This is a genomic window from Azospirillum soli, assembly GCF_017876165.1.
GTDB lineage: Bacteria > Pseudomonadota > Alphaproteobacteria > Azospirillales > Azospirillaceae > Azospirillum > Azospirillum soli.
The window spans coordinates 24,572-47,584 of the sequence record NZ_JAGINQ010000020.1; the positions used below are offsets into that span (position 1 = coordinate 24,572).

19 protein-coding genes and 1 pseudogene are annotated in these 23,013 nt (G+C 69.3%); 11 read left to right on the plus strand and 9 right to left on the minus strand.

Annotated elements, in window-relative coordinates; all coding sequences use genetic code 11:
* The first annotated feature begins 21 nt into the window (after nt 1-21).
* From pbpC to J2852_RS24490, 11 genes and pseudogenes are all read left to right on the plus strand, one after another.
* A complete protein-coding gene (gene pbpC, locus J2852_RS24435; protein WP_343206811.1) occupies nt 22-2,058 on the plus strand; it encodes a penicillin-binding protein 1C in 2,037 nt (678 codons plus the stop codon).
* A gap of 226 nt (nt 2,059-2,284) precedes the next feature.
* Complete coding sequence (locus J2852_RS24440) at nt 2,285-5,563, plus strand: PAS domain S-box protein (RefSeq protein ID WP_209880747.1); 3,279 nt, start codon at nt 2,285-2,287, stop codon at nt 5,561-5,563.
* Complete coding sequence (locus J2852_RS24445; RefSeq protein WP_209880749.1) at nt 5,560-7,230, plus strand: ATP-binding protein; 1,671 nt, start codon at nt 5,560-5,562, stop codon at nt 7,228-7,230. Before J2852_RS24440 ends, J2852_RS24445 begins: the two co-directional genes overlap by 4 nt.
* Nucleotides 7,227-7,670 carry a response regulator gene (locus tag J2852_RS24450; protein WP_209880751.1) on the plus strand — a complete coding sequence of 148 codons (444 nt, stop codon included), beginning with the start codon at nt 7,227-7,229 and terminating at the stop codon, nt 7,668-7,670. Before J2852_RS24445 ends, J2852_RS24450 begins: the two co-directional genes overlap by 4 nt.
* Entirely contained in the window at nt 7,670-9,031 is a 1,362-nt protein-coding gene (locus J2852_RS24455; RefSeq protein WP_209880752.1) for a GGDEF domain-containing response regulator, read from the plus strand. The genes J2852_RS24450 and J2852_RS24455 overlap by 1 nt, the downstream gene beginning before the upstream one ends.
* A pseudogene (locus tag J2852_RS31695) lies at nt 9,028-9,654 on the plus strand (response regulator); the annotation flags it as partial. The gene J2852_RS24455 and the pseudogene J2852_RS31695, both read left to right, overlap by 4 nt.
* 190 nt (nt 9,655-9,844) lie before the next feature.
* Nucleotides 9,845-10,960, plus strand: coding sequence for an ATP-binding protein (locus J2852_RS24470; protein WP_209880754.1), 1,116 nt, complete (start codon nt 9,845-9,847; stop codon nt 10,958-10,960).
* 98 nt (nt 10,961-11,058) lie between these two features.
* Nucleotides 11,059-13,533 (plus strand): methyl-accepting chemotaxis protein, encoded by a 2,475-nt coding sequence (locus tag J2852_RS24475; protein WP_209880756.1) that lies wholly within the window; start codon nt 11,059-11,061, stop codon nt 13,531-13,533.
* Nucleotides 13,534-13,535: 2 nt separating this feature from the next.
* Nucleotides 13,536-13,913 (plus strand): Hpt domain-containing protein, encoded by a 378-nt coding sequence (locus tag J2852_RS24480; RefSeq protein ID WP_209880758.1) that lies wholly within the window; start codon nt 13,536-13,538, stop codon nt 13,911-13,913.
* An 80-nt stretch (nt 13,914-13,993) separates the two neighbouring features.
* Nucleotides 13,994-14,635, plus strand: a complete 642-nt coding sequence (locus J2852_RS24485) for a response regulator transcription factor (protein WP_209880760.1) — start codon at nt 13,994-13,996, stop codon at nt 14,633-14,635.
* Nucleotides 14,636-14,763: 128 nt separating this feature from the next.
* A complete protein-coding gene (locus J2852_RS24490; protein ID WP_209880762.1) occupies nt 14,764-14,916 on the plus strand; it encodes a hypothetical protein in 153 nt (50 codons plus the stop codon).
* A 93-nt stretch (nt 14,917-15,009) separates the two neighbouring features.
* Here J2852_RS24490 and mnhG read toward each other — a convergent pair whose 3' ends face one another.
* Genes mnhG through J2852_RS24535 form a run of 9 tightly spaced genes read right to left on the minus strand, consistent with a single transcriptional unit; the run spans nt 15,010 to nt 22,784 of the window.
* A complete protein-coding gene (gene mnhG, locus J2852_RS24495; protein ID WP_209880763.1) occupies nt 15,010-15,354 on the minus strand; it encodes a monovalent cation/H(+) antiporter subunit G in 345 nt (114 codons plus the stop codon).
* A 13-nt stretch (nt 15,355-15,367) separates the two neighbouring features.
* Nucleotides 15,368-15,649 carry a K+/H+ antiporter subunit F gene (locus J2852_RS24500; RefSeq protein ID WP_209880764.1) on the minus strand — a complete coding sequence of 94 codons (282 nt, stop codon included), beginning with the start codon at nt 15,647-15,649 and terminating at the stop codon, nt 15,368-15,370.
* Nucleotides 15,646-16,134, minus strand: coding sequence for a Na+/H+ antiporter subunit E (locus J2852_RS24505; protein WP_209880765.1), 489 nt, complete (start codon nt 16,132-16,134; stop codon nt 15,646-15,648). The genes J2852_RS24500 and J2852_RS24505 overlap by 4 nt, the downstream gene beginning before the upstream one ends.
* Nucleotides 16,131-17,762: a monovalent cation/H+ antiporter subunit D gene (locus J2852_RS24510; RefSeq protein ID WP_209880766.1), complete on the minus strand. Its 1,632-nt coding sequence runs from the start codon at nt 17,760-17,762 to the stop codon at nt 16,131-16,133. The genes J2852_RS24505 and J2852_RS24510 overlap by 4 nt, the downstream gene beginning before the upstream one ends.
* Nucleotides 17,759-18,103, minus strand: a complete 345-nt coding sequence (locus tag J2852_RS24515; protein WP_209880767.1) for a Na+/H+ antiporter subunit C — start codon at nt 18,101-18,103, stop codon at nt 17,759-17,761. The genes J2852_RS24510 and J2852_RS24515 overlap by 4 nt, the downstream gene beginning before the upstream one ends.
* Nucleotides 18,103-21,060 (minus strand): monovalent cation/H+ antiporter subunit A, encoded by a 2,958-nt coding sequence (locus J2852_RS24520; RefSeq protein WP_209880768.1) that lies wholly within the window; start codon nt 21,058-21,060, stop codon nt 18,103-18,105. Before J2852_RS24520 ends, J2852_RS24515 begins: the two co-directional genes overlap by 1 nt.
* A gap of 55 nt (nt 21,061-21,115) precedes the next feature.
* On the minus strand, nt 21,116-21,604 hold the full coding sequence (locus tag J2852_RS24525) for a PTS sugar transporter subunit IIA (RefSeq protein WP_209880770.1): 489 nt from the start codon (nt 21,602-21,604) through the stop codon (nt 21,116-21,118).
* Nucleotides 21,605-21,657: 53 nt separating this feature from the next.
* Nucleotides 21,658-21,924: a universal stress protein gene (locus J2852_RS32125; RefSeq protein WP_343206812.1), complete on the minus strand. Its 267-nt coding sequence runs from the start codon at nt 21,922-21,924 to the stop codon at nt 21,658-21,660.
* Nucleotides 21,918-22,784 carry a universal stress protein gene (locus J2852_RS24535; RefSeq protein ID WP_209880773.1) on the minus strand — a complete coding sequence of 289 codons (867 nt, stop codon included), beginning with the start codon at nt 22,782-22,784 and terminating at the stop codon, nt 21,918-21,920. Before J2852_RS24535 ends, J2852_RS32125 begins: the two co-directional genes overlap by 7 nt.
* Between the last annotated feature and the right edge of the window lie 229 nt (nt 22,785-23,013).

Below are 23,013 nucleotides of genomic sequence, written 5' to 3' on the forward strand. Positions count from 1 at the left end.
GGCGCAAAACTATCTCTCTTCGTGAAAGGAGGGGTTTGTGCTCTTCTCATCCTCATCGCCTTCGCGCTCGACCGGCTGTTTCCGCCGGACCTGTCGCGCCTGGACGACCTGTCGGTCACCGTCACCGACAGCAAGGACACGCCGCTCCGCGCCTTCACGAACGCCGCTGGCGCATGGCGCTTCCCCGCCACGCCCGACGCGGTGGCACCGCGCTTCACCGACCTGCTGATCGCCTACGAGGACCGGCGCTTCCACGCCCATCCCGGCATCGACCCGCTGGCGGTGCTGCGCGCGGCGGGGCAGAACCTTGCGGCCGGGCGGGTGGTGTCCGGCGCCTCGACGCTCACCATGCAGGTGGTGCGGCTGCTGGAGCCCCGGCCCCGTACGCTGGGGTCCAAGCTGATCGAGGCCGCGCGCGCCGTGCAACTGGAGACGCGCTTTTCCAAAAGCGCGATTCTCGGCATGTACCTGACGCTGGCCCCCTATGGCGGCAACGTCGAAGGCATTCGGGCGGCGGCGCGGACTCTGTTCGGCAAGGAACCGGCGGAGCTGAGCACGGCGGAGGCGGCGTTGCTGGTCGCCCTGCCGCAATCGCCCACCCGGTTGCGTCCGGACCGCGCGGCGGAGCGGGCGCGGGCGGCGCGCGACAAGGTGCTGGACCGCGCCGTCGAGCAGGGCGTCCTCACCCCGCGCGCCGCGCAGGAGGCGAAGGCCGATCTGGTGCCCGACCGCCGGATTCCCATGCCGGTCCTGGCCGCCCACCTCGCCGACCGGCTGAAGGCCCGCCATCCCGGCCGGCCGGTGCTGCCCACCACCCTCGACGGGCGGCTTCAGGAGGCGGTGGAGGGGCTGGCGCGCCGCACGCTGCCCGACCTGCACGAGCGCGCCGGTCTGGCGGTGCTGGTGGTGGAGAACCGCAGCCGCAGCGTGCTCGCCTACCTGGGGGCACCGGACTATTTCGACGAGCGCCGCGAGGGCGGGGTGGACATGGTGCGCGCCGTCCGCTCGCCGGGTTCGGCGCTCAAGCCCTTCATCTACGGTCTCGGATTCGACGACGGCCTGATCCATCCGCTGACGCAGATCGCCGACGTCTCCACCCGTTTCGGCGACTACGCGCCGCGCAACTTCGACCGGGACTTCACCGGCGAACTGACGGTGCGCGACGCGCTCCAGCGCTCGCTCAACGTTCCGGCAGTGCTGGTGCTGGACAAGGTCGGGCCGATGCGCTTCGCCGACGCGCTGCGGCGGGCCGGGACACGGCTGGTGCTGCCGGCCGGGGCGGCGATGCCGGGGCTGCCGGTCGCGCTCGGCGGCGCCTCCACCAGCCTGTGGGACATGGCGACGCTCTACACCGCGCTGGCGCGCGACGGGCAGGCGGCGCCGCTGCGCGTCACGCGCGAGGCGGAAGACGGCCCGCCGACGCCGACGGCGGCGCTGCTCTCCCCCGCCTCCGCCCGGCAGGTCCTGGACATACTGGAGGGCGCGCCGCCGCCGCCCGGCGCGGTGCAGGCGGCCGAGGTGCGGCGGGCGGCGCCGCTGGCGCTGAAGACCGGCACCAGCTACGGCTTCCGGGACGCCTGGGCGTTCGGGGTCACCGGGCGCTTCACCGTGGGCGTCTGGGTCGGCCGGCCAGACGGCACGCCCAGCCCCGGCCGTTTCGGCCGCAACACCGCCGCGCCGCTGCTGCTCCGCGTCTTCGACCTGCTGCCGGAGGAGCCCGCCCCCGGTCCGCGCGTCGCGCAGGCGGCGCCCGACCTGCTGCGGCGCGTTGCCGCCAGCGCGGCGGCCGGCGCGCCGGAAACGGACCGGCTGCGGCTGGTCTTCCCGACCGAGTCCATGGTGGTCGAGGCCGGCGCGGCGAACGGCGCGCCGTCGCCGCTGACCCTGTCCGCCTCGGGCGGGCAGCGGCCGCTGTCCTGGCTGGTGGACGGCCGCCGCGTCGCCGTCTCATCAATCCGCCGCGACGCGGCGTGGCAGCCGGAGGGGCCGGGCTTCGTCCGCGTCACGGTGGTCGATGCGGACGGGCGAAGCGACAGTGCGGTGATCGAGGTGCGTTGACCGGTCGAGCCGCCGGATGCCGCGTCACGGCGCGATTGGCGCCTTTGGGTTGCTTTTGCTCGAAAAGATGAAAATCAGCGCGTGCGGAGATGGGAAACTCTGTCGCATTGCGTATTGTATAGGACGAAGGTTCTAATCCTTTCGCTTGGTGACGCACGCGCACCCACGCCCGCCCCATGCACGAACCGGCCCGCATCTCGGGCTTTGGTATAAGGGCGAAACGGTCATGTCCCTGATGCAGAGCGACGGCGCGTCCTGGCGGAACGGAGCCTTATCCGCAAGAATCCGGCGCTTCGCCTCCTGCCTGCTGGCCAACATTCCGGCGACGGTCGTCGCCTTCGGCCTCGTGCTCCTCGGGATCGGGGCCTACGCCGCAACGCGCGGCCTTGAGCGCGAGCGCGCCCTCGCTGTCCGCGAGGCGGAGGGAAACGCCGCCAACCTCGCCCGCGCCTATGAGGAACACATCTTTCAGGTCATGCGGCGGCTCGATCAGGCGCTCGTCCATCTGCGGGACGAGTTCGAGCGGGATCCGGCCTCCTTCCTCGCCCGCGCCGAAAGCTGGAAGACGTCGCTCTACGCGGATCTGGCCTTCCAGGTCGGCGCCATCGGCCCCGACGGGACGCTGCTGTTCAGCAACCTGAAGACTCCCTCGCAACGGCTCGACCTCAGCGATCGGGAGCATTTCCGGGTGCATCGGCAGGGCGGGGAAGACACGCTGTTCATCAGCCGGCCGGTTCTCGGGCGGGTGTCCGGCAAATGGGCAATCCAGTTCACCCGGCGCGTGCGGGCGGCGGACGGTTCCTTCGGCGGCGTCCTCGTCCTGTCGGTCGACCCCGCCATCCTGTCCGGCTTTCTCGGACCGTCCGACGTGGGGCGGGAGGGTGCGGTTACGCTGATCGGCCAGGACCGGATCATCCGGTCCCGCGCATCGGCGGTCCCGCCGCCATCCGAGCTCATCGGCGCCACGCTGCCCGACCGCCCCTTCTTCGATCCCGCAGCACCGGACGCTGGCGTCTTCCGGCTGGCCAGCGCGCTCGACGGCGTTCCTCGCATCACCGCCTACCGCCGGGTCCGGGACTATCCGCTGGTGGTTCACATTCTCCTCGGCGAGGGGGAGGCGATGGCCGGCTACGAGGCGCGTCGGGACGAGGTCGTCGGCTGGGGCTCCATCGTGGCCGCCCTGGTTCTCGGAGCCACGCTGGTGATCGCTTGGCTTGCCCGGCGCCAGGGCCGCCACCAGCGCCGGCTGGAAGAGGCCCAGCGCCGGCTGACGGAATCGGAGGAACGCTGGCGGTTGGCTCTGGAGGCGGTCGGCGACGGGATCTGGGACTGGAATCTCGCCACGGACGAGGTCTTCTTCTCGCACAACTGGAAGGGCATGCTCGGCTACGCCGACGACGAGATCGCCAACAGGCTGCGGGAATGGGAAAGCCGGGTCCATTTGGACGACCTCGCCGCCGTCCGCGACGCGCTGAACCGGCACTTCGCAGGCCAGACCCCCTTCTACGCCGCCGAACACCGGATCCGCTGCAAGGACGGCGGCTACAAATGGGTTCTCGACCGTGGCGTCGTGGTTGCCCGCCGGGCAGACGGCGTCCCCCTGCGGATGGTCGGAACGCACACCGACATTTCCCCTAGTAAGGCGGCGCAGGACACGCTGCGCGCCATGGCGGCCAAGCTGGAGGCCATCCTGGAAAGCGCTCCGGTCGGTGTCGCCATCGTCGATCCGGACCGCCGCATCCTCGTTGCCAACGACGCGATGGCCCGGATCGTCCAGCGCGATTCCAACGAATTGCTGGGGGCCACAACCCGCCTTCTCTACGAGGACGAGGAACGCTTCGCCGAGATCGGCCGGCGGCTCTACCCCATCATCGAGCGGGGCGGCACCATCGGCGAGGAGTTGCAGATGCGCCGGGGCGACGGCACCAGCTTCTGGGCGCGGATCGTCGGCCACCGGGTGTCCATGGACGACCCGGCGCTGGGCACCGTCTGGGTGGTGGACGACATCAGCGCCCGCAAGCAGGCCGAACGGGCGCTGGCGCAGAACCACCGCTTCCAGCGGGTGCTGACCGACACCATTCCGATTCCGATCTTCGTCCGGGACCGGCTGGGCCACTACATCGACGCCAACGCCGCCTTCGAACGCTGGATGGGAATCGAGCGAGGGGCGTTGTTCGGCCTGACCGTCCACGACATCGCGCCGCCGGAACTCGCCGCCATTTATGAGGAGGCTGACCGGGCGCTGCTGGCAGCGCCGGGGACTCAGCTCTGCGAGGCACGCGTGCGCCGCGCCGACGGCACCGAACTGGACGTGGAATTCTGCAAGGCCGTCTACTACGATTCTGCCGGTGCGCCAGCCGGCATCGTCGGCGCCATCGTGGACATCAGCGAACGCAAGAAGGCCGAACAGGCGCTTCGCGAACGGCAGGAGCTGTTCGAGCAAATCTTCGTTGCCAGCCTCGCGGTGAAGCTGCTGATCGACCCGGCCGACGGCCGCATCGTCGATGCCAACCCGGCGGCGGAGGCTTTCTACGGCCGGTCGCTGAACGAGTTGCGCGCCATGCGCGTCGACGACATCAACACCCTGTCGGCGGACGAGGTGCGCCGCGAGATGGAGCACGCCCGCCACGATGCCCGGCAGTATTTCGTCTTCCGCCACCGCCTCGCTTCGGGCGAGGTGCGGGACGTGGAGGTCTATTCCAGCCCCATCAACGTGAACGGGCGCGAGCTGCTGCTGTCGCTCGTCCATGACATCACTCAGCGCCGCCGCGCCGAGGAGGCGCTGCAACAGCAGGCGGCGGAGCTGGAACGGTCGAACGCCGAGCTGGAGGCCTTCGCCTACGTCGCCTCGCACGACCTGCGCCAGCCGCTGCGCACGATCAACAGCTACCTCGGCCTGCTGGAACAGGATCTGGCCGGCAGCCTCGACGACGACACGCGGGAGTACATGGCCTTCTGCCGCGACGCCGCGCAGCGCATGGACCGGCTGATCGTCGATCTGCTCGAATACAGCCGCGTCGGGCGCAAGGCCAAGCCGTTCACGGCATGGCCGGCCGGCGACCTGATCCGCACCGCGCTCGACAACCTGGAACTCTCCATCGCCGAGACGTCGGCGACCGTCACCGTCGCCCCCGACCTGCCCACGCTGTGGGGCGACGGGGACGAGTTGATCCGCCTGTTCCAGAACCTGATCGGCAACGCGGTGAAGTACCGCGCCGCCGACCGCGCGCCTGTGGTGGAGGTCGCCGGCACGCGGGAGGGCAGGGCGTGGCACGTCACCGTCCGCGACAACGGCATCGGCATCGCGCCCGAGCATCGCGAGCGCGTCTTCGGCATCTTCCAGCGGCTGCACCGCCGCGACGAGTATGAGGGCACCGGCATCGGGCTGGCCGTCTGCAAGAAGATCGTTGAACACCACGGCGGCCGCATCTGGGTCGAGTCCGAACCGGGGCGGGGAAGCACCTTCCACGTCACCTTCCCGCGCCGGGAGGCGCAGGCCGCATGAACGCGCCCGTGAAGGCCCTGGCGATGAAACGGCGAATGGGAGGCCTGCGCCGCTGGTGGCGTGTCCGCCGAATGCTGGCCCTGGTGATGGCGGGTGCCGGGATTCTCGTCGCCGCCGCCTATCTGTGGACCGAGGGCGTGCGCGCGCGGTCGGCGGCGGCTGAGGCGCGCGCGGCGGCGGCAGCGGCGGCGGCCCCCTACGCGAGCAGCCTGGGGCACGCGTTGAACAAGCGCCTTTCCCTGGTGCGCGGTGTCGCCGCCTTCGCCTCGGTCGAGGCCGCCAAGGGCGACTTGGTGCAGGAATTCGTGCTCTTCGCCGATGCATTGCGGACCAGCGTGTCCGGGGTGCGCAACATCTCCCTGGCGCCGGGCTTCGTGGTCGGGGTCGTCAACCCGGTCATCGGCAACGAAAGGGTTCTGGGCAACGACCTGTTGCGGGATCCGCGCCCGGGCTTCGCCGAAACAGTGCGCCGCGCCATAGAATCCGGCGACGTGACGATCCATGGGCCGCTGCCGCTGATCCAGGGCGGCATGGGGCTGATCGCCCGCCGCGCCGTCTTCCTGGGCGGGGCGCCCTGGGGGGCGGTGGGGGCGGTGTTCGACCTTCAGCCCATGCTCGACGAAGCCAACCTGGAAGCGCTGGCGCCCCGCTACTTCTACGGCCTCCGCCGGGCGGACGGGAGCGTCATCGCCGGCGACCCGGCCGCCTTCGTCGTGGATCCGATCCTGGAACGCATTCACGTCCCCGACGGCGAATGGGAACTGGCCGTGGCGCCGACGCTGGGCTGGGAGGCGATGGGGCGCGACCACGTGGACCGCCTGCCGCTGGCGGCGGTGTTCCTTGGACTCGGCCTGCTGATCGAGGCGGTCATCGTGCTGGTGGCCGAACGCCGCGCCGCCCTCGCCCGGCTGGTGGATGAGCGCACCCGCGACCTCGACCGCAAGGCGGCCGAGCTGTCCAGCGCCAAGGGCGAGCTGGAGCAGTTCGCCTACGTCGCCGCGCACGACCTTCAGGAGCCGGTGCGGATCATGGCGAGCTACGCGCAGCTTCTGAAACGCCATCTCGGCGACGGGCTGGACGAGGAGGGGCGCGATTGCCTGAACCACGTCATCGATGGGGCGGCGCGCCTCAAGACCCTGTTGCACGACGTGCAGCTGTTCATCGCGGAGGACCGCGTGCCGCTGCCGACCGAACCGCAGTCCGCCGACGCCGCGCTGGACGCTGCCGTCGACGCGCTGGAGCGCAAGGGCCGGGGCGCGCGGGCGGCGGTGGCGCGGTCGCCGTTGCCGGCGGTGATGGCCGACACGCGCCGGCTGAAGGAGATCTTTGTCATCCTGATTGGCAACGCCCTGGAATACCGCCATCCCGACCGCGAGCCGGCGATCCGGGTCGAGGCCCGGCGCGAGGAAGGCTTCGACGTGCTGACCGTCGCCGACAACGGCCTGGGGATCGAGCCCCGCTACCACGAGCAGATCTTCCAGGTGTTCCGCCGCCTGCACCGCCGCGACGAGCATCCCGGCACCGGCATGGGCCTTGCCATCGCCCGGAAGATGGCCGAACGGCTGGGCGGGCGCGTCACCGTCCGGTCGGAACCCGGCAAAGGCAGCGTCTTCTCCGTCCATCTGCCCCTCCCGCAGCCCTCCTCCCACCAAGGAACCGCCGCATGAGCGACGACCAGCCAGAGCCCTTCCACATCCTTCTGGTTGAGGATGATCCCGCCGACGCCGGACTGGTGAAACGGGCCATCCGGGACGGCAAGATCCTGTGCGCGGTCGATCACGCTAAGGACGGGGCGGAGGCCATCGATTTCCTGCGCCGCCGGGGCGAGCGGTTCGCGGATGCCCGGCGGCCGGACCTGATCCTGCTTGACCTCAACATGCCGCGTCTGGACGGCCGTCAGGTCCTGCAGGAGGTTAAGAACGATCCCGACCTGCGCTCCATCCCCGTGGTCGTGCTGACCACCTCGGACATCGAGCACGACGTGGAGGCCAGCTACCTGCTGGGCGCTAACAGCTTCGTGACCAAGCCCATGGACGTTCAGGACTTTTTCGACGTCATCCGGAGCCTGGAAAACTATTGGTTCAACGTGGTGAAACTGGCGAAGTGATGCCTTCCATTTCCGCCCACCAGACCCGCCAAGGGCGCGGCATCGAGGTCCTGCTGGTGGAGGACGACCCCGCGGACGCCGGGCTGGTGCGCTTCGCCTTGAAATCGTCCGGCGGCCGGTTCGTCCTGTCGCACGTCACCTCGCTGGCCGACGCGCTGCTTTGGTTGGACGGGCAGGGTTGCGACGTGGTCCTGCTCGACCTGTCGCTGCCGGATTCCGTTGGGCTCGACACCATCCGCCGGATGCGCGAGGCGGCGCCCGCCGTGCCGCTGATCGTGCTGACCGGCCACGACGACGAGGATTTCGCGGTCTCTGCCATGGCTGCCGGGACCCAGGACTATTTGTTCAAGGGCGAAACCGACGGCCCGGCGCTGAAGCGCGCCATCCGCTACGCCATCGCGCGCAAACGGCTGGAGGAGCAGCTGCGCCAGTCCGAACAGCGCCTGCACAACGTCATCGCGCTCGCCCAGGACGCCATCGTGGTGGCCGACGGGCAGCACCGCATCACGCTTTTCAACCCGGCGGCCGAGCGGATGTTCGGCTACCGCGCCGGGGAGATCCTGGGGCAGCCGCTGAACCGTCTGATCCCCGATCGTTTCCGCGCGACGCACGATGGGCTGATGGACCGCTTCAAGGGCTCCGCCCCCATGGCGCAGGCGGCCGACGGCCGGCCGGAGGTGGTCGGCCTCACCGCCGGCGGGCGGGAATTCCCGGTGGAGGTCTCCATCTCGAAGGAGACCGGGGAGAACGGCGTGCTGCTGACCGCCGTGATCCGCGACGTGACGGAGCGCCGCCGCTTCGAGGACGAGCTGCTGCGCCTCGCCACCACCGACAGCCTGACCGGCCTGCCCAACCGCCGCCATTTCCTGGAGAGCGCCGAGCGCGAGCTGGCCCGCCTGCGCCGCTACGGCCGGCCGGCGACGGTGCTGATGCTGGATATCGATCACTTCAAGCGGATCAACGACACCCACGGGCACGCGGAGGGGGACGAGGCGCTGAAGGCGGTCGCCGCCGTCTGCCGGAGGGAGCTGCGGGACAGCGACCTGACCGGCCGGCTGGGCGGGGAGGAGTTCGGCATCCTGCTGGCTGAAACCGCGCTGCCCGATGCGCTGGAGGTGGCGGAACGGCTGCGCGCTGCGCTCGCCGGAATTCCGGTTCCGGTGAACCGCCCCGGCGGCGCCCGCCTGACCGTCAGTGTCGGCGTCTCGCCCTGCGCCGCCCAGGATGCCTCCATGGAACAGGCGCTCGGCCGTGCCGACCACGCGCTCTACCGCGCGAAGGCCGGGGGGCGCAACCGCGTGGAGGCGGAACCACCCTTCGCCGCGCCGGCCGGCGCCGTTTTCGAAAACGCCCTTTCATGACCATCCCGTCGAGAATCCGTGTGCTGCTGGTCGAGGATGATCCCGGCGATGCCCTGCTGGTGCGCGTCGGCCTGCGCCGCGCCGCGCCCGGGGCCTTCGACCTACAGCATGTGGAGACGCTGGACGGCGCGTTGGCTTGGCTGGGATCCGCCCCGGCGGACATCGTCCTGCTGGACCTGTCGCTGCCGGACAGCCATGGCTTGGCAACGCTTCAGGGGCTGCGCCGGGCCTTTCCGGCGATCCCGATCATCGTCCTGACCGGCTTCGACGACACGGACTTCGCCGTGGCGGCGGTGGAGGCCGGGGCGCAGGACTTTCTGGTCAAGGGACAGGCCGATGGCGTGCTGATGCAGCGGGCAATCCGCTACGCCCTGTCGCGCAAGCACATGGAGGAGGAGCTGCGCGCCGCCAAGGCTGCGGCGGAATCGGCCAGCCGCGCCAAGTCGGAGTTCCTGGCCGTGATGAGCCACGAGATCCGGACGCCCATGAACGGCGTGCTGGGGATGACGCGGCTGCTGCTGGACGACGACCTGACGGCCAGCCAGCGCGAGAAGCTGGAGGTCGTGCAGGACTCGGGCGAGGCGCTGCTCGCCATCCTCAACGACATCTTGGACTTCTCCAAGCTCGAAGCCGGCCGGGTCGAGCTGGACCGGTCCGGCTTCGCGGTGGCGCGGGTGGTCGGCAGCACCGTCTCACTGATGGCCTCCCGCGCGCGGGAAAAGGGGCTGCACCTCATCGCCGACATCGGCGCGGACGTGCCGGCGACGCTGGTCGGCGACGCCAGCCGGCTGCGCCAGCCGGCTGCGCCAGATTTTGCTCAACCTCATCGGAAACGCAATCAAGTTCACGCAAGGCGGCACGATCCGCGTGGCCGTCCGTCCGTCCGGCGGCGACCGGCTGCGCTTCACGGTCAGCGACACCGGCATCGGCATCTCCGAAAGCGCGCGGGACCGGCTGTTCGAGGCTTTCACCCAGGCGGACGCCTCAATCTCCCGCCGTTTCGGGGGCACGGGGCTCGGTCTGGTCATCTGCCGGAAGTTGGTGGAGCTGATGGGCGGCCACATCGGCGTGGACAGCGTCCCTAGCCAGGGCAGCACCTTCTGGTTCGAGATCGCCTGCCCGGTGGGCGACGTGGCGAGAACGGTCGGGGTGAGGGTCGCGCCAATCATCGACGTGGGGCCGCTGTCGATTCTCCTGGCCGAGGACAACGTGGTGAACCAGAAGGTGGCCGTGGGTCTGCTGTCCCGCTGGGGGCATGACGTGACCATCGCCGCCGATGGCCGGCTCGCGGTCGAGGCCGCGCGCGCCCGGCGGTTCGACGTGGTGCTGATGGACATGCAGATGCCCGGCATGGACGGGCTGGAAGCCACCAGGGCCATCCGCCGGCTGGGCGGGGAGGCGGGCCGGGTGCCCATCGTCGCCATGACCGCCAACGCCATGCCGGGCGACGACGAACGCTGCTTCGCGGCGGGCATGGACGGCTACGTGCGCAAGCCCATCGTTCCCAGGGAACTCGACGCTGCGCTGGCCCGCCACGCCCGCCGTTCGGCCGATGGCGCCCTGGCGCACCCGGCGCCGGCCCCGAAAGGCCTGTTCGACCGAACCTTTCCCGACACCCTGGTGAAGGAAATTGGGGTGGATACCCTGGCGGACCTCATCCGCATGTACGTCGTCGACACCGCCGAGCGGGTGGAGCGGGTGTGCATCGCCTGCGCGCGGGGCGATGCTGACGCCGGACGGCTGGCGGCACACGACGTCAAGTCCACCTCGGCCACCTTCGGGCTGAACGCCCTGGCACGCCACGCCGAGGCCATCGAACACGCCCTGCGCGACGGCAACGCCGCCGAAGCCGACTCCCTGGCCGTGACCCTGCGCGGACGGACCGCCGAAGCCCTGAAGGCGATCGGCGGCTATGCGGCCGGCCTGTGACCTTTCAGCACGGTGTGGATTAACCCTTTTGTATGGGTCCAATCCGTGACAACGCTGAGTATACGAGCAATCCTGTGGTTCATGGAAGGTGCGGAGCGATGCGATTGAACGAGCCGGTCAACGACCGAGAGACCGAACTGTCCGATGGCGAGCTGCTGGTCTCCCGCACCGACACGGGCGGGCGCATCACCTTCGTGAACAACGCCTTCGTCACCATCAGCGGCTATTCCGAGGCGGAGCTGATCGGTGCGCCGCACAACATCGTGCGCCACCCGCACATGCCGGAGGAGGCCTTCGCCGACCTTTGGGCCACGATCAAGTCGGGGCGCCCGTGGGAAGGGCTGGTGAAGAACAGGACCAAGTCCGGCGGCTTCTACTGGGTCCGCGCCAACGTGACGCCTCTGGTCGAGGACGGGAAGGTCACCGGCTACGTCTCGATCCGCTCCAAGCCCTCGCGCGCGCAGATCGCGGCGGCGGAGCAGGTCTACGCGCGCTTCCGCAACAAGCAGGCCGCTGGCCTGCGCATCCGCGAAGGCGCCGCCGTGCCAACCGGCCTCGGGCCGCGTCTGACCGACATCCGCAACAGCGTCACCGGCCGGCTGTCCGCCGTGTTCGGCCTGCTGATCCTGATGATGGCGCTGGTCGGCTGGCTGGGCCTGTCCGGCATGGCCGGTTCCAAGAACGCGCTGCGCGACGTGTACGAGAACCGGACGGTCACCGCCGGCCAGTTGGGCGACATCGTGGACCGCATGCAGGACAACCTTCAGCAGGCGACCCTGCTGGTCATCGACCTGCGCGACGGCACCGACCGCGCCACCATCGACGGCCGTGCGGCCAAGGTCCGGAACAACATCGCCCAGGTGGCGCAGTTGTGGGACAAGTATCTCGCGACCGAGTTGACGGCGGAGGAAAGGGGGCTGGCGCAGCGCTTCGGCGACCTGCGCGCCACCTTCGTGCGCGATGGGCTGGAGCCGGCGCTGAAGATGGCCCAGGACGGCGACGCCCTGGCTCTGGAGCGGCTCCACCGCACCATGCTGGTGCCGCAGTTCCAGGCGGCGCACGCCGCCAACCAGGCTCTGCTGGCGATGCAGATCCGCCTCGCCGGCGAGGCGGTCACCGCGGCAGAGGCCGACTACCGCGCGCGGGTCGTCCAATCCATCGCCGTCGTGCTGGGCAGCGTGCTGGCGGCGGTTTTCTTCGGCTGGCTGCTGATCGCCACCGTGCGCCGTCCTCTGGCCCGTTTCGAGGTGCATTTCGACGCCATCGCGCGCGGTGACGTGCTGCACGAGATCGAGATGCCCGCGACTCCGGAATTCCAGCGCGTGACCTCGCTGTTGCGCGCGCTGAAGGCCAAGATCGCCTATTCGGTGCAGGAGCGGGTGGAACGCGACCGGCAGGCCGCCGTGGATCGCCGCGCCGCGCTGGAGAACATGGCCGCCACCGTCGAGCGCGAGGCCGGCCGCGCCGTGGAAGGCGTGGCCCGCAACACCGGCAGCATGGTGCAGGACGCCGAGGGCATGTCCGTTTCGGCCGAGCGGGTCAGCATCAACGCACAGACCGTCGCCGCCGCCGCCGATCAGGCCCTGTCCAACGCGCAGACCGTCGCTGCCGCCAGCGAGCAGCTGGCCGCCTCGATCCGCGAGATTTCCTCCCAGGTCGCCCATTCCAGCGCGGTCACCCGCCGCGCCGTGGAAAACGGCCAGAGCACCCAGACGACCATCCGTTCGCTGTCCGAGGCGGTCGGCCGCATCGGCGAGGTGGTCAACCTGATCCAGGACATCGCCGGCCAGACCAACCTGCTGGCGCTGAACGCGACCATCGAGGCGGCCCGCGCGGGCGAGGCGGGCAAGGGCTTCGCCGTCGTCGCGCAGGAGGTCAAGAACCTCGCCAACCAGACCGCCCGCTCGACCGAGGAGATCACCCGCCAGATCGCCGAGATCCAGGCCGTCACCACCCAGGCGGTCGGGGCGGTGGAGGAGATTGGCGCGACCATCGGCGAGATCGACCAGATCGCCGGCTCCATCGCCGCCGCCATGGAGGAACAGGCCGCCGCCACCCAGGAGATCAGCCGCAACGTCATCGAGACCTCCTCCGCCGCGCAGGAGGTGTCCAACCGCATCGCCGCGGTGTCGCAGGAGGCGGAGATCACCGGGACCCAGGCCGCCCACGTCAAGGAAGGCTCGGGTGAGGTCGCGCAGAGCATCGAGGCGCTGCGCCGCGTGCTGGTCCGCGTCGTGCGCACCTCCACCGGCGACGCCGACCGGCGCCGTCTGCCGCGCTTCCGCGTGGACGAGGCCGGCACGCTGACCGTCAATGGAACGCGGCAGCCCGTGACCCTCAGCAACCTGTCGCTCGGCGGCGCCATGGTGCTGTGCGCCGAAGCGGTGCCGGAAGGCGCCCAGGCCATGCTGCGCCTGGACCGCCACACGGCCGAGCTGGCCTGCTTCGTCATGGTCGTGGATGGCAACCGCCTCCACCTTCGCTTTGAAGAGGACAGCGCGGCCTCCCCAGCCTTCCGGCGGGTGTTCGACACGCTGACCAACGGTCTCCAGCCCATCGACGCCGCGGCCTGATCATGGCGACCCCAAGGCGTTACGCGCCGGAATGGACCGAGGCCGCGCACCGGATCGCGGTGGACGAGCTGGTGGAGGTCGTCGGCCGCGACGGCGCCGCCCACCTGATCGGCGTGTTCCTGCGCGAATTGCCCAAGCGCGCCGAGGCGTTCCGCCAGGGTGGGGAGCGTGACGCCATCTTTCGCCAAGCGCACGAGATGCAGGCCATGGCCGGCTCCTTCGGCCTGGATGCGCTGGCCGAGGCCGCCGGAGAGCTGGAACGCGCGTGCCGGCGGCGGCGTTCGGCCGTCATCCCGGCGCTGTCGGGCCGTGTGCTGGACAGGATCGGGCAGGCAACCGTGGTGCTGGAACAGTCCATGAAGATGCTGGGTGAGGCGTGATGGGCGAAGGCTGAGCACGGCAACACAATTTTAATGCACTCGGCTTAGTGTGCGGGACCACCCCCGTGCGAAGGCACGAGATGCGCATTCTGTTGGCCGACGATCATGACCTGTTCGCCGAGATGGCGAAATTCTACCTCGAACGCGCCAGCGACGGGGTGCAGGTGGAGATTGTCGCGAATTTTGCCCAGGCCCGCGCGCGTGCCCTGGCTCCCCCGTCCTTCGACCTGATCCTGCTCGACCTGCACATGCCGGGAATGCAGGGATTGTCCGGCCTGACCCGGATGATGGAGGAGATGCCCAGCGTGCCCGTCGCCATCATGTCGGGCAGTACCAACCGCGCCGACATCCGCGCGGCGCTCCGCACCGGCTGCGCCGGCTTCATCCCGAAGACGCTGCGCGGAGGGGAGTTGATGCGGGCGCTGGAAAGCATTCTGCGCGGTCAGCGCTACATCCCCAAATCGCTGATGGTGGACTACGGCGACGACCTCGCCCCGGAGCCTGACGGTGACCTGACGCCCGCCACCGACGATCTGACCGCTCGCGAGGCGGAAGTGTTCGACGCGCTGCTCGCCGGCAGCAAGAACAAGGAGATCGCCGCTAGGCTCGGCATTTCGGAGGTGACGGTCAAGATTCACCTGCGCAACGTCTTCACCAAGATCGGCGCCCGCAACCGGGGCGACGCCATCCGCATCGGCCTGACCCGCAGCCAGCGGGGCTGAGAGGACGCCGTTACGTTCAACGTCGTGGCGGAGCCGCGCTGTGACATCGAGCGGCCTTTGACCTGGCTCAAGGGTGGGCCGGGCCGGCGGGATTAGCGTCTTCGGAACGACATTCACCGGAGACGATCATGGAAACCCTTCTGCTCGCCGCGCTGGCTCTCGCCGTCCTGGGCTTCGGCGCGGTCCTCACCGTGTTCGCGGTCAGCGGCCTCTACACCGTCGCGAACGCTCTTCGTGCCCCGGCCATCGGGAAGCCCGCCGGCCCCGTCGGCCGGGCGTGACCGAACCGGGGATGGCCGTCCGACGGCGTGAACGGCACATCGACACACCCGGCGCGGTTCAAGGTGGCCCACCGGGTGCGTCCATGAGGAGCCTCACGCCGAAGGCGGCACGTCGTCGTTGCCTTCGCTGCGGTCGCGATACAGCGCCGCGCGCGCCAGAAGCATAAGGGTGATCGGCGTTGTGACCACCATCAGCGCCGTGATCAGCACCTCATGCAGCACCGGACGTGATTGCAGCACGGAGAAGAAGAGCATCGACGCGATCAGCACGAAGCCGATGCCCAGCGTAGACCCCAGCGTCGGGGCGTGGATCCGTTCGTAGAAACTGCCGAACCGCAGCAGCCCGAACGAACCGATCAACGCCAGAGCGGCGCCGAGCAGAAGGAGCAAGGCCGTCAGCAGCGCCGCCCACGACGGGAGTTCGGCCAAGTGCGTCATCCGAACACCTGTGTCATTCGATTACCTCTCCGCGCATGAGGAATTTCGCGATCGCCGCCGTCGAGACGAACCCGAGCAGGGCGATGATCAGAGCCGCTTCGAAATACAGCGTGCTCGTCGTGCGGATGCCGAAGATCAGCAGCAGCATCGTGGCGTTGACGTACAGGGTGTCGAGCCCGAGCACCCGATCCTGCGCCCGTGGCCCCCGCAGGATGCGGAACACCGCACAGCCCATGGCGAGGACGAGCAGGATCTGCGCCAGGAAGATGGACCAGACCAGCAGTTCCGTGATCATTCGAACACCTCGATCAGGCGCTTCTCGTAACGTTGCTTGATGGTTTCGATCCACACCTTCTCGTCAACCAGGTCGAGGATGTGGAGAAGCACGGTGTTCTTGGCGGAATCATACTCCACCCAGATCGTGCCGGGCGTGGCCGTGATGATGCAGGAGAGTGCCGCCAAGCCATAGGGCGCGCGTATATCGAGTGGGATGCGCACGAAACCCGATGTCCGATTCTTGGTCCCCGGATGCAGGATGATCCGGGCAACCGCGTTGTTGGACCGGACGATGTCGCCCAGAACCACCAGCGCGAGCTTCAGCGCCACCAGCGGTCGCCGGAAGCGGCCCGCCGGCGGATCAAGCGCCAACAGCACCCGGACCGCGCCGACCGACAGCACGCTGCCCAGGATGATCGTCCCCGGAGACACGCTCTCGTTCAGGATCAGCCACACGGCCAGCAGCGTTGCGGTCAGGAGGGGAAATGGCAGCCAACGCGTCATCGATCGCCTCCTTCCACCGTCGCCGACGGCCAGGGCGTCGGCGATACGCCGCCGATGTAGCCGTGCGGCGCCTGCATCGACCGGGCCGTGGCCTCCATGTAACGCATCACGGGGCCGGCCTGGACGGAGAGCGCCACGCACAGCGTCAGCAGCAGGATGACCGGTGCGAGTTCGACGACGCGCACGCGCGGGACGGTGTCCACCGGTGACGCCCAGAAGACGTCGATGCCGGTGCGGGTCATGGCGATGACCGTCGCCAACCCGGACAGGATCAACGCGGCCAGCAGCGCCCAAGCCGTCGTGGACACTCCGGTGCCGCCGGGAGACAGCAGGGGCCCCAGCATGGCGAACTTGGCCAGGAAGCCGGACAGCGGCGGCAGCCCCGCCAGGAGAAGGGCGCAGGCGATGAAGCTTGCCCCGAGAACCGCCATCGTCGCCGGAATGGGAACGCCGACCTCGTCGTCCTCGTCCAGTTCCTCGTCCTCGCCGAACGCCTCCCGCGTCACGGCCAGCACGTCGGCGCCGACCTCCCGGCCGCGTTCCACCAGCTCGATCAGCAGGAAGAAGCCGGCGATCGCCAGGACCGAACTGGTCAGATAGAACAGCGCGCCCCCGATTACCGCGCTTTGCCCCGCCCCCACGGCCGCCAGCAGCGTGCCGGAGGAGACCAGCACGCTCGCGCCCGCGAGCCGCGCCATGCTCTGCGTCGCCAGCACCGCCACGGAACCGAAGGCGATGGTCAGGAGCCCGCCGGCCAGCAGCCAGACGCCGCCGAAGCCTGCCGAAGCCCCGCCGCTCTCACCGAACATCAGCAGCCACAGCCGCAGCACGGCGTAGATGCCGACCTTGCTGAGGATCGAGATGATGGCCGCCGACGCGGCGCTGACGGTGGCGTAGGTGTTCGGCAGCCAGAAGCCGAGGGGCCACATCCCAGCCTTGATCAGGAAGGCGATGCCCAGGATCGCCGCCCCCGCCTCCACCAACGCCCGGTCCTCGCTGGCGATGACGGCGATCCGGTTCGCCAGTTCGGCCATGTTGAGCGTGCCGGCGACGCCGTAAATCATGCTCACCCCGATCAGGAAGAGCAGGGAGGCGGCGAGGTTGATCACGAGATAATGCAGCCCGGCCCGGACACGGGCGAGGCCGGAGCCGTGCAGGGCCAAGCCGTACGAGGCGGCCAGCATGATCTCGAAGAAGACGAACAGGTTGAAGAGATCGCCGGTCAGGAAGGCGCCGTTGAGCCCCATCAGCTGGAACTGGAACAGCGAATGGAAATGCGCCCCGGCGTGCTGCCAACGCGCCAGCGAGAACACCAGCGCGGCACAGCCGAGAATGGCGGTCAGCAGCAGCATGAGCGCGGCGAGCCGATCCAGCACCAGCACGATGCCGAAAAGCGACGGCCAGTCACCCAGCCGGTACACGCGCACGGTGACGGCGCCACCATCCAAAGGCATGCCGTCGGCCATCCGCAGAAGCACGATCGCGAGGACGAGCAGCACCAGAGTAGACGCGACACCGAGGGCGGCCTTGAGCGTGCGCCGCCGCTCGTCGATCAGCATCATCGCCGCCCCGACCACGAGCGGGATGATGATCGGCGCAATCATCAGATGGTTCGTCCAGCCGCTCATCGGTCCTTCTCCCGGCCATCCACATGGTCCGTCCCCGTCAGGCCGCGCGCCGCGAGCAGCACGACGAGGAACAGGGCCGTGGTGGCGAAGCTGATGACGATGGCGGTGAGGACCAGCGCCTGAGGAACCGGATCGGCGTGGGTGGCGAGGTGGCCCACCGCCCCGCGCTCAAGCACGGGCGCGGCGCCCGTCCGGAGACCGCCGGTCGAAAAGATGAACAGGTTGACGGCGTAGGAAAGCAGCGACAGGCCGACGATCACCTGGAAGGTCCGGGGGCGCAGCAGCAGCCACACGCCCGATCCCGTCAGCACGCCGATTCCAAGGGCGAGGATGAGTTCCATCAGTCGTCTCCCATCGCCGTCGCGGCGGGTGCCGTGGTTGGGGCGGGCGGTTCTTCCGACGGACGAGGTGCTGCGGCGCGGTGACCGCGCACGGACTGGCGGGCGAGCGCGATCAGCATCAGCATCGTGGCGCCGACGACCAGCGCGAAGACGCCGATGTCGAAGGCCAAGGCGCTCGCCATCGGAAAGGAGCCGATGAGCGGCAGCTCCACATAGGTGAAGTAGCTCGTCAGGAAGGGGTAGCCGAACGCCCAAGCAGCCAAGCCGGTGCCCGTGGCCAGCAGGAGCCCGAGACCCATCCAGCGCAGCGGCAGCACGCGCAGGCGCGCCTCCACCCACTGGGTGCCGCCGAGCATGTATTGCAGGATCATGGCAATCGACGCGGTCAGGCCCGCCGCGAACCCGCCGCCGGGCAGATCATGGCCGCGCAACAGAAGGTACACCGCAACCAGACAAATCACCGGAAACAGCAGCCGCGCGATCACGGACGGGATCAGCAGCCAGTCGGCAACGGTGTCGCCTTCCCGCCGGCCCGGCCGCGAGATGTCGTAGGCGCTCTGGTCGCGCTGCTGCTCCGGGATGTCGACGCTGTCGGGGGCCGGACGGAAGCGCCGCAACAGCGCATAGGCGGTCAGCGCCACCGCGCCCAGGACGGCAATCTCGCCCAGCGTGTCGAAGCCGCGGAAATCGACCAGGATGACATTGACGACGTTGGTGCCGCCGCCTTCCGTGTAGGCGCGCTCCAGAAAATGCTCCGCCAGGATTTCAGGTGGGAACCGGGTCATCACGCCGAAAGCCAGCCCCGCCATGCCGACGCCGGCGGTGATCGCGATGCCGAGATCGCGCAGGCGGCGCGTCGCGGTGATCACTTCCGGCGGGCGGGCGCCGGGCACGTCCAGCCGCTTGGGCAGCCAGCGCAGCCCGAGCAGAAGCAGGATGGTGGTGACGACCTCGACCAGCAACTGCGTCAAGGCGAGGTCGGGGGCCGAGAACCAGACGAAGGTCACGCAGGTGACCAGCCCTGTGCCGCCAAGCAGGATCAGCGCGACGAGCCGGTGATACTTGGCCTGCGTCGCGGCGCCGAGAGCGCAGGCCGCGCCGATCACCCAGATCAGCGCAAGAACGGGATCGATGCCGGCGGGGGCGAGGTTACCGGGGCCGAGCCCGCGCAGATAAACGGTCCAGCCCGCGGCGACAACCGCCACGCTCACCACCAGCCGCAACTGGGGTTGCAGGCGCCGGGTGCCGAACAGGCCCTCAAGGGTTCGTGCCAGGCGCCAGGACAGAAAGACCATGCTCCGTTCGAACATGCGCTGGCCCTGTAGGCCGCCGATCAGCGGTGCCCCTTCGACGCCCTTTATCAGATGCCGCTGGAGCAGGAGATAGAGCGAGACGCCGGCGATCAGGGCGATCACGCTCATCAGCAGCGGAAGATTGAAGCCGTGCCAGACCGCGAGGCTGTAGTCCGGCGTGGCAGCACCCAGAGCCGCGTGCGCTGCCATGTCCAGGAACGGCCCCACGGTGGCCGCCGGGAGGAGGCCGACGATGATGCAGGTCAGCACCAGGATCTCCACCGGGAAGCGCATCCAGGTCGGCGGCTCGTGCGGCGTGAGCGGCAGGTCCACCGGGTCGGGGCCGAAGAAGGTGCCGTGGATGAAGCGCAGCGAGTACGCCACGCTGAAGGCGCTCGCCACCGTGGCCGCCACCGGAAGGATGTCGAGGAGCAGCGGCAGCGGCCCCTCGGCCGACAGCGCCTCGGCGAAGAACATCTCCTTGGACAGGAATCCGTTGAGCAGCGGCACGCCCGCCATCGCGGCGGCGGCGACCATGGCCAGCCGCGCGGTGAAGGGCATGAAGCGGTTCAGGCCGGACAGACGACGGATGTCGCGCGTGCCGGTCTCGTGGTCGATGATGCCGGCGGCCATGAACAGCGACGCCTTGAACGTCGCGTGGTTGATGATGTGAAAGATCGCCGCAACCATGGCCAGCGAGCTGTTCAGGCCGAGCAGAAGCGTGATCAGCCCGAGATGGCTGATGGTCGAATAGGCCAGCAAGCCCTTCAGGTCGTGCTGGAAGATCGCGATGTAGGCGCCGATCAGCAGTGTGACGATGCCGGCCGTGCCGACGATCCAGAACCACGCCTCGGTCCCGGCCATCACCGGCCAGAGACGCGCCATCAGGAAGACCCCCGCCTTCACCAGCGTCGCCGAATGCAGGTAGGCGGAAACCGGCGTGGGCGCCGCCATGGCGTGCGGCAGCCAGAAATGGAAGGGGAACTGCGCGCTCTTGGTCAGGGCGCCCAGAAGGATGAGGACCAGCGCCGGCAGGTAGAGGGAATGAGCCCGAATCGTCTCGCCCGAGGCCAGCACGGCGTCGAGGTCGTAGCTGCCGACGATGTGGCCGAGCACCAGCACGCCCGCGAACAGGCACAGCCCGCCGGTCGCGGTGATGGTCAGCGCCATGCGCGCGCCGTCGCGCGCGGCGGCCAAGTGATGCCAATAACCGATCAGCAGGAAGGAAAAGAGGCTGGTCAGTTCCCAGAAGAAGGCGAGCTGGATCAGGTTGCCGGCGATGACCACGCCCGTCATCGAGCCCATGAAGGCGAGCAGGAAAGCGAAGAAGCGCGGCACCGGATCGTCCGCCGACATGTAATACCGCGCGTAGACGATCACGAGCACGCCGACGCCGGACACCATCCCAGCGAACAGCCAGGCGAAGCCGTCCATCCTCAGGGAAAAGTTGAGCCCGAGGGACGGCATCCACGCGACCTCGTGACGGAGCACGCCGCCCGCCGCCACCGTCGGATAGGCGGCCAACAACAGACCTAACCCGACGAGGGCGATCACGCCGGCCAGCCACGCCGCGGCATTGCGCGCGTGCGTCGGCAGAAGCCCGGCGGCAATCGCGCCGAGGAAGGGAAGACCGACGAGGGTCAGGAGCAGCAGGGCGTCGGGCATGTGCTTCTACAATTAAGTATCTTTTCGGCCGAACTTCTTCTCGGCGGTGCGGCGGTCATTCTCCGCTCGATTCGCCGTCCTGGGCCGCTTCAGGGGGGATGGCCTGGAGAACGAGCCGGACCACCTCCTCGGGCGTCTCCGCGGTGCGCAGCCGGCGCAACGCCTGCGGCTCGCGCAGTGCGCGGCAGATTTCCGACATGACGGGCAGCAGGCCCTTGCGGGTCTCGGAGGGCCAGAGCACCAGGAAGACGAGATCGACGGGCTCCTCGTCGCGGGCGTCGAAGTTGACGGCCCGGCGGAGCCGCGCGAACAACACGACCGGAGCCTGGGCATCGCGGATCTCCGCGTGAGGGAGCGCGACGCCCCGGCCAAGCGCGGTGGAGCCGATCTTCTCGCGCGCCTGAAGCGCGCCGAGGACCTCCTGCTTGGGAAGCCCCAGCCGCTGTCCGGCCTCCTCCGCCAAAAAGTCGAGCAGGGCTGCCTTGTTGCCCGGCTCGGCGTCAAGGATGACGTTGGCCGTCAAAAAAAGCTCAGGGATGCTCATCCCCATCTCCCTCGCGGTGGGCTGTCTGCGGTGCGCACTGGGCGGCCCGACGTTCAGGCTCTTGCATCGGCATCCAACAGTTCCTGGATGACCGGGGCATCGCACGGCGCATCGTCCATGATCGTCTTGACGATGCTGCCGGCGATCGGTTCAGGAATGGCGTTGCGCCCGTGCATGCCGAGGACCGCCAGATCTACGTCTATGTCGCGGACATGGTTCCGCAAGGGCTGGCTCGGCGATCCATTCCCGGTCACGACGGGTTCCGGCCGCCACAGGGCCGCCCGCCCAAGGGAATGGGGCACGGTCCTGCCCCTCAACACCGGCGGTCCTCGACCAGATCGCCCGCAATCAGGGCATCGCAGGGCAGGTCCGCGAGCACGTCCTGGGTGACGCTGCCCAGGAGCGCGCGCATCAGGCCGTCGCGCCGCGCCGATCCCATCACCACCAGATCGTAGCGCCCGTGCCGTGCCGTCCGGACGATCTCCGGAACGGGATGACCGATCCGCACCTCGCGGGTGACGGCAGGACCGCCGGGAGCCATTCCCCTCAGCACCTCGCCGAACTCGGCAGCGAACTCGTCAGCGAACCCGTGGGTGAAATCCCCAACCGTGGCGAGCCCCGCCGGGGAGCGGTGGGCGAGCGGAAGGTCCGCCACATGCAGCAGGTGGAGGCTGCCGTCGCTCAGCAGCCGGCGCGCGGCCTCCACCGAGCCGCGCGAGCGTTCGGAAAAATCGACCGGAACCAAGGCGCGGGCGTAGGGACCGTGCGGTTTGTCGCGCACGATCAGCACGGGGGTCTCGTCGGCGATGGCGATCCGTTCGATGGTCGGCGGCAGGAACAGGTCCGCCAGGCTGTCACGCGCGTGGACGCCCGCCACGACGAGGTCGGGCCGCCACAGCCCGGCATAGCCGGCGACCTGCTGCCCCACCGCGCGGCCCTGCACGGCGACCGCCCGCATCGTGACGCCGGCGGCGCCGGGAATCGCGTGCAGGTGGCGAAGCAGTTCCGCCTCGATGTGGTGGAGCGGCAGATGAACGTACGGACCCTCTCCGTCATGGACGACGTGCAGGGCGGTCAACTCGGCCCCGAACTGGCGGGTTAGCTGCACCGCGCGCTCCATCGCCCGATCCGATTTCGGTTCGAGGTCGGTGGCCAGCAGGATTCGTCGAGGGCTCGTCATGACTGTACTCCCCGCCCCGGTTGGGCGTGCCGGATTCGTGCTTTTATCTCCGGGACATGATCGGAAGAGGTCGCCGGCCCTGTCTATGCCGGCTAATACGGACGCGCATCGCATCCGGGCGTCCGTATCCTCACGGATAGGCGTTCCGGACGGCTGCGGACGGCGGCGTCACGCGCTACCATCATCCCCGCCGTCCTGCCGATGGACGGCCCACGCCATCGTTCGGACG